This window comes from Bradyrhizobium sp. 17 (genome assembly GCF_023073515.1).
In the GTDB taxonomy this organism is placed as follows: Bacteria; Pseudomonadota; Alphaproteobacteria; order Rhizobiales; family Xanthobacteraceae; genus Bradyrhizobium; species Bradyrhizobium canariense_D.
In genome coordinates this window covers 1-6,567 of record NZ_JADPJQ010000083.1, presented here as the reverse complement: position 1 = coordinate 6,567, position 6,567 = coordinate 1, and the positions used below count along the sequence as shown (strand labels likewise).

Sequence of the window (6,567 nt, the reverse complement as noted above, 5' to 3'; positions counted from 1 at the left end):
AGAAACTTCTTGGCCGCCGTCCACCTCGCCGCTCTCGTCGCTTATTGGATCAATTGAGTCTGAACCCTAGGCCAGGACGACCCGGAGTGTGATGCGACAGCGGAGGACTTAACGCTCCGCCTTCCAGGCTTTGGTCACCGCGCCGATCTCCGCCACTTCCGGCTCGCGCACCGCCGATGGAGTCCGCGAAAAGCGCGGCGCCGGCGCCGGCTGCTTCACGCCGTGGCGCTCGACGAAGACGTTGCGGGCGACCATGTGCGGATGCTCGGTCGCTTCCGACATGGTCAGCACCGGCGCGAAGCAGATGTCGGTGCCTTCCATAATCTTGCACCAGTCCTCGCGCGTCTTGCTCTTGAACACCGTCTTCAGTTTTTCCTTCAGCGCGGGCCAAGCCTTGCGGTCCATCTGCGCATCGAAATCGGGGTCGGTCAGGCCGGCGTGCTCGCGCAGCAGCGCGTAGAATTGCGGCTCGATCGAGCCGATCGAGACGAAATGGCCGCAGGCGCATTCGTAGACGCCGTAGAAATGTGCGCCGCCGTCGAGAAAGTTCTCGTTGCGGCCTTCGGTCCAGCGGCCGAGCGTGGTCATGTCGAAGAAGAACGACATCAGCGATGCCGCGCCGTCGCACATCGCGGCATCGACGACCTGGCCCTTGCCTGACCGCGAGGCCTCCAGCAGCGCCGCGAGCACGCCGACCACGAGATAGAGCGCGCCGCCGCCGAAATCGCCGACCAGGTTGAGCGGCGGCACCGGCGCTTCCTTCGTGCCGATCGCGGCGAGCGCGCCGGTGATGGAGATGTAGTTGATGTCGTGGCCGGCGGCATTGGCGAGCGGGCCTTGCTGGCCCCAGCCGGTCATGCGGCCGTAGACCAGCTTTGGATTGCGCGCGAGCACCACGTCAGGCCCGAGACCGAGCCGCTCCATCACGCCGGGACGGAAACCCTCGACCAGCGCGTCGGCATTCGCAAGCAGATCGAGTACCTCCGCGATCGCCGCCTGGTCCTTGAGGTCGAGCTCGACCACCTTGCGGCCGCGGCCTGCGACCGACTTCATGTTCTTCCTGGCGCCGACCCGATCGAGCGTGACGATTTCGGCGCCCATGTCGGCCAGCATCATGCAGGCAAACGGGCCCGGTCCAATGCCGGCGAATTCAACGATGCGGAAGCCCGACAGCGGGCCGGAGGTGCGGACGGAGGAGTTTTGGGCTGATTGATCGAGCACGTGTTTGTTTCCTCGGATCCAAGGCGCATATTGCCGATGGTCGGCAAGCGCCAAGGCGTTCCTCTGCGGGGCGAGTTAATTGGCCGATTAACTTTTCTCGCCTTCACGCCAGTGAGGCAAGCGGTTTTCATGTCGCGTGGCTAAAATAAAACGGCGCGCACCGAAGTGCGCGCCGTGGAAAATTGCGTCGAGGCGCTAAGGCCCGATGGTCAGCGAGCGGCAGCCACCGCGCGCTGCGCCATCACCTTGATCAGGTTGGCGCGGTACTCCGCCGTGCCGTGGATGTCGGCCAGCAGATTGCTCGCCGAAATGCTCACGCCGTCGATCGCCGACGGTGACCAGTTCGCCTTCAGCGCCGTTTCGATGGCCGGGACCCGCATCACGCCGCTTTGCGAGGCGCCGGTGGCGGCCACCCGAACCTCGCCCGACTTCGTCTGCGCGACGAACACGCCGGTCAGCGCAAAGCGAGACGCAGGATGGCGCATCTTTTCGTAGCCAGCCTTCGCCGGAACCGGGAACGACACGGCGGTGATGAGCTCGCCCTCCTCCAGCGCGGTCGTGAACATGCCCTGGAAAAAGTCATCCGCCGTAATCGACCGCCTGTTGGTCTTCACGGTGGCGCCGAGCGCGAGCAGTGCGGCGGGAAAATCCGCGGCGGGATCGTTGTTGGCGATCGAGCCGCCGATCGTGCCGCGATAGCGCACGGCGGGGTCGCCGAGCACCGAAGTGAGATAGGCAATTGCGGGAATCGCCTTCTTCACGTCGGCATTCTGCATGATGTCGAAATAGGTCGTGCCGGCCTTGATGGTCAGCACGTCGCCCGAGAGCTCGACGCCCTGCAGCTCCTTGATCTTGCCGAGGTCGATGACGTCGGACGGACTGGCGAGGCGTTGCTTCATCACCGGCAGCAGCGTCTGGCCGCCGGCGAGGAACTTGGCTTCGCTGCTCTTGGAGAACAGGCTGACGGCTTCGTCAACCGAGGACGCGCGATGATAAACGGTCTGGTACATCTTCGTTCCTCCCTTAAGCCGCGTGGATCGTGCGCCACACCCTGTCCGGGGTTGCGGGCATTTCCAGATTGTTCTTGCCGATCGCATCCGTGATCGCATTGATCACGGCCGCTGACGCCCCGATCGCACCGGCCTCACCGCAACCCTTGATGCCGAGCGGATTGCCCGGGCACAGCGTCGTGGTGTGGGAGAGGTTGAACGAGGGAACGTCGTCGGCGCGCGGCATGGCGTAGTCCATGAACGAGGCCGTGACCGGCTGCCCGTTGGCGTCGTAGATCGCGTGCTCGAGCAACGCTTGTCCGATGCCTTGCACAAGACCGCCATGGACCTGGCCCTCGACGATCATCGGGTTGATCAAACGGCCGAAATCGTCGGCCGCGACGAAGTTGACGAAGGAGGTCTTGCCGGTGCCGGGATCGACCTCGAGCTCGCAGATATATGTGCCGGCCGGGAAGGTGAAGTTGGTCGGATCGTAGAAGGCGCTTTCCTTCAGGCCCGGCTCCATCCCGTCGGGCAGATTGTGCGCGGTATAGGCCGCGAGTGCGACCATCGGGAAGGCGATCGCCTTGTCGGTGCCGGCGACCTTGAACTCGCCGTTCTCGATGACGATGTCGCCTTCCGAGGCTTCCAGCGCATGCGCGGCGATCTTCTTGGCCTTGGATTCCATCTTCTCCATGGCCTTCAGGATCGCGGTGAGGCCGACGGCGGCCGAGCGCGAGCCATAGGTGCCCATGCCGAACTGCACCTTGTCGGTGTCGCCATGGACGATCGAGACCTGACTGATGGGAACGCCGAGGCGTTCGGCTACGAGCTGGCAGAACGTGGTCTCGTGACCCTGGCCGTGGCTGTGTGATCCCGTCAGGACCTCGATGGTGCCGACCGGGTTGACGCGGACTTCGGCGGACTCCCACAGACCGACGCCGGCGCCCAGGCTGCCGACGGCCTTCGACGGCGCGATGCCGCAGGCCTCGATGTAGCAGGACACGCCGATGCCGCGCAGCTTGCCGTCGGCCTTCGCCTTGGCCTTGCGCCCGGCAAAGCCGGCATAGTCGATCGCCTTCATCGCGGCGTCGAGCGAGGCGTTAAAGTCGCCGGTGTCATAAGCCATGATCACCGGCGTCTGGTGCGGGAACTGGGTGATGAAGTTGGTCCGGCGCAGCGCGGCCGGATCGACCTTCAACTGCCGCGCCGCCGTCTCCATCAGACGTTCGATCAGATAGCTCGCCTCGGGGCGGCCGGCGCCGCGATAGGCGTCGACCGGCGTGGTGTTGGTGTAGACCCCGACCACCTCGGCATGGATCGCCGGGATGTTGTACTGGCCCGACAGCAGCGTCGCGTACAGATAGGTCGGCACCGACGACGAGAACAGCGACATGTAGGCGCCGAAATTGGCGTAAGTCTTCACCTTCAACCCGGTGATCTTGTTGTTGGCGTCGAACGCCATCTCGGCATGGGTGACGTGGTCGCGGCCATGCGCATCGGTGAGGAAGGCTTCGGTGCGGTCGCCGGTCCATTTTACGGGGCGGCCGACCTTCTTCGAGGCCCACAGCGCCACCATCTCTTCGGGATAGATGAAGATCTTGGAGCCGAAGCCGCCGCCGACGTCGGGTGCGATCACGCGCAGCTTGTGCTCGGGTGCAATGTTGTAGAACGCCGACAGCACGAGGCGGGCGACGTGCGGATTCTGCGACGTCGTGTAGAGCGTGAAATGCTCTTCCGCCGAATCGTAATCGGCAATTGCCGCGCGCGGCTCCATCGCGTTCGGCGCGAGACGGTTGTTGGTGACGTCGAGCTTCACCACGTTGGCGGCCTTGGCGAAGGCCGCATCGGTGGCGCCTTCGTCGCCGATCACCCAGTCATAAACCTGGTTGCCTGGAGCTTCGGGATGTAGCTGCGGCGCGCCGGACTTGATCGCGGCGTGGACGTCGGCGACCGCGGGCAGCTCTTCGTAGTTCACGACCACGGCTTCGGCCGCGTCGCGTGCGAGATTCTTGGTCTCGGCGATCACGACTGCGACGGCCTGACCGACGAAGCGCACCGTCTCCGGCGCCATTGCCGGCCATGCGCCCATCTTCATCGGGCTGCCGTCCTTGGAGGTGATGGCCCAGCCGCAGATCAGGTTGCCGACCTTGTCGTCGACGATTTGCTGACCGGTCAGCACAGCGACCACGCCCGGCATCTTCAGCGCCTCGGCGGGATCGATCCCCTTCACCTTGGCATGCGCGTGCGGGCTGCGGATGAAATGGGCATGGGTCATGCCCTGCAATTTGATGTCGTCGACGTAGCGGCCCTTGCCGGTAATGAAACGCTTGTCTTCCTTGCGCACGACGCTCGCGCCAATGCCTTCAACGCCCATGTCTGGTCCTCCCGACCGGAATTTGTCTTGACCGCGCTTTCCCTCGAAAGCGGCGGCGATCGTTCTTGTTTCGAGGCGGGCCGCTTACTCGGCCGCCTGCGAGACCTTCATGCGGCCTGCCGCATCCAGCACGGCTTTGACGATGTTGTGGTACCCAGTGCAGCGACAGATATTGCCTTCGAGCTCGTGGCGGACGGTGGCCTCGTCGAGCTGGCCACCATAGCGGTGCACGATGTCGATCGCCGACATGATCATGCCCGGCGTGCAATAGCCGCACTGCAGGCCGTGATTGTCGCGGAAGGCCGCCTGCATCGGGTGCAGCTCGTCGCCCTTGGCGATGCCTTCGATCGTGGTGATGCTGGCGCCGTCGGCCTGTCCTGCCAGCATGGTGCAGGATTTGATCGCCTTGCCGTCCATATGGACGACGCAGGCGCCGCACTGGCTGGTGTCGCAGCCGACATGGGTTCCGGTGAGGTTGAGGTGGTCGCGCAGCAGCTGAACCAGCAGCGTGCGGTCCTCGACGTCGACAGCAACGGCCTTGCCGTTCACCGTCAGTTTGACTGTAGACACGGTTGAAGTCCTCCCGGGATCGATTTTGATTGTTTCTAATTAGAGACAGCGACCCGGAACTTTGCAACTACGATTTTGGCCGCCCGCGTCATGGAAAAGTCATTGATCCAGAATGCCCAACATTGGTTTGGGGGGCGAGTCGGCCGGATCGGGTTGCGGCTCCGGGGCGCCAGCTGGGATGCCAGCCTCTATATCCCTATCCGGCTCGCCTTTGCAGTCCGCCTTGGCCGATAGAGCCGGAAGCTCTGCGGACGCACCGAATTTACCGCCCCTTATCGATTCTGCCTTAGTTTTGCGCAGCCAGGTCAGGGGGCGGGGCGCCACCGGATCTCGGCTGAATGAAAATGGGGGTGGGAATGTCCGGGCGTATCGCGTCGTCGTCGAAGCGCACAATAATGCCGACCCTCAGGTTCCGCGCCAAGATCATTCTGGGCTTTGCCGCGGTGCTGGTGATCTCCGCCGGCAGCATGGCCTTCTCCTATTTTGGCTTCGAGCGGGTCTCGTCCGGGGTCGGGTCCTACCGCACCAGTGTCACCGAGGCCGATCTCGCCCGTAACATCGACCGGGAGCTGCTCGCCTATCGCTCGGCCGTCAGATATTTCGTCGTCACCGGCAAGGAGGACGACGCCAAGACGGCGCTGGACGCGGAGACCGGCCTGAAGAGCGCCATCGACCAGGCGGTCAAGAGCGCCAAGAAGCCGGCGCGGCAGGAAAGTCTGGACAAGCTCGCCAAGGAGTTTTCCAACTTCTCCGCGACCTTCGCGAAAGTCCTCCAGGCCAAGCGTGACAGCGCGCTGCTGGTGCAGAACCAGCTCATGCGCAACGCCAACCTCCTGAAATACAAGCTCGACGACATCGGCAACAATGCCTCCGATTCCGAGGCGCAGGCGATCGAGTTCGGGACCAAGCAGGTCAACGCCCAATTCCAGACCGCGAGCGGGGCGGCGACCAATTTCGTGCTGACGTCCGACCAGGCGATCGCGACCAGCGCGCTGGCGCGGTTGAAATTCGTCGAGAACTCGCTCAACGCGGTCTATTCCATGGACGACAAGATCGTCGCCGGCCTGAAGGACGCCAAGGGATTGCTCGGTGCCTATCGGGAATCGCTGGAGAAACTGATCGCCAACGCCAAGATGATCGACGAGCTCGTCACCGAGATGAGCGGCTCGGCCAGCGCGATCCTTCAGGGTGCCACCACCATGAAGGCGGACCTCGTTGCCGAGCAGCAGCGGTTGGAGTCCGAATCGGAAGCGACCATCGGGAAGACCGAGCAACTGGTGCTGATGCTGGCCGTCGGCGGTACGCTGCTCGGCGCGGTCCTCGCTTTCCTGCTCGGCACCGGCATTTCGCGTCCGATGATCGCGATGTGCAAGGCGATGCGCGAGCTTGCCGCGGGCAATTTCGACGTCG

At 63.9% G+C, this 6,567-nt stretch carries 4 protein-coding genes and 1 pseudogene; 1 reads left to right on the top strand and 4 read right to left on the bottom strand.

Annotation, left to right across the window (positions count from 1 at the left end):
- Window positions 1–108 precede the first annotated feature (108 nt).
- The 4 genes from IVB13_RS16795 to IVB13_RS16780 all read right to left on the bottom strand — a co-directional run bounded on the left by IVB13_RS16795 (window position 109) and on the right by IVB13_RS16780 (window position 5,157).
- A complete protein-coding gene (locus IVB13_RS16795) occupies window positions 109–1,221 on the bottom strand; it encodes a CaiB/BaiF CoA-transferase family protein (protein ID WP_026233200.1) in 1,113 nt (370 codons plus the stop codon).
- A gap of 209 nt (window positions 1,222–1,430) precedes the next feature.
- Window positions 1,431–2,231 (bottom strand): xanthine dehydrogenase family protein subunit M, encoded by an 801-nt coding sequence (locus IVB13_RS16790; RefSeq protein WP_018456581.1) that lies wholly within the window; start codon window positions 2,229–2,231, stop codon window positions 1,431–1,433.
- A gap of 13 nt (window positions 2,232–2,244) precedes the next feature.
- Window positions 2,245–4,587, bottom strand: coding sequence for a xanthine dehydrogenase family protein molybdopterin-binding subunit (locus IVB13_RS16785; RefSeq protein WP_018456580.1), 2,343 nt, complete (start codon window positions 4,585–4,587; stop codon window positions 2,245–2,247).
- A gap of 84 nt (window positions 4,588–4,671) precedes the next feature.
- Complete coding sequence (locus IVB13_RS16780; RefSeq protein ID WP_026233199.1) at window positions 4,672–5,157, bottom strand: (2Fe-2S)-binding protein; 486 nt, start codon at window positions 5,155–5,157, stop codon at window positions 4,672–4,674.
- 395 nt (window positions 5,158–5,552) lie between these two features.
- Here IVB13_RS16780 and IVB13_RS16775 point away from each other — a divergent pair.
- Window positions 5,553–6,567: pseudogene (locus tag IVB13_RS16775) on the top strand (methyl-accepting chemotaxis protein); the annotation flags it as partial.